This is a genomic window from Pseudoalteromonas sp. bablab_jr011 (assembly GCF_016464045.1).
GTDB classification, from domain to species: domain Bacteria; phylum Pseudomonadota; class Gammaproteobacteria; order Enterobacterales; family Alteromonadaceae; genus Pseudoalteromonas; species Pseudoalteromonas lipolytica.
Map to the genome: position 1 here is coordinate 1 of NZ_JACDWU010000238.1, position 276 is coordinate 276.

Annotated in this window: 1 pseudogene; it reads right to left on the bottom strand. The window is 42.8% G+C overall.

Annotated features, from left to right (window positions below):
- Positions 1 to 135: 135 nt before the first annotated feature.
- Positions 136 to 276, bottom strand: a pseudogene (locus tag JIG41_RS14385) (SLC13 family permease); the annotation flags it as partial.

Genomic DNA, 276 nt, shown 5'->3' on the forward strand with positions numbered 1-276 from the left:
GCCAGCGACTTGGAATACATTTTTTGCCAAATCAATTGATAATGTGCTAATTTTCATGACGGACGTTCCCTTTTAACTGAGTGTGAGTTAACCAGTTTGGCGCATTGACGCCGTTTAGGGGAGCGTCCATCTCATCATCCACATTGATAAAAATGCCGTCACCAACATCATCGCTAAAATTTGTAGGCTAGGTTTCGTTCCCGCACGAAGCATTGTATTAAGTGCTATACGTTTATGTAGCCCCCAACGCTCCATCGCGATAGAAATTAAAAAACC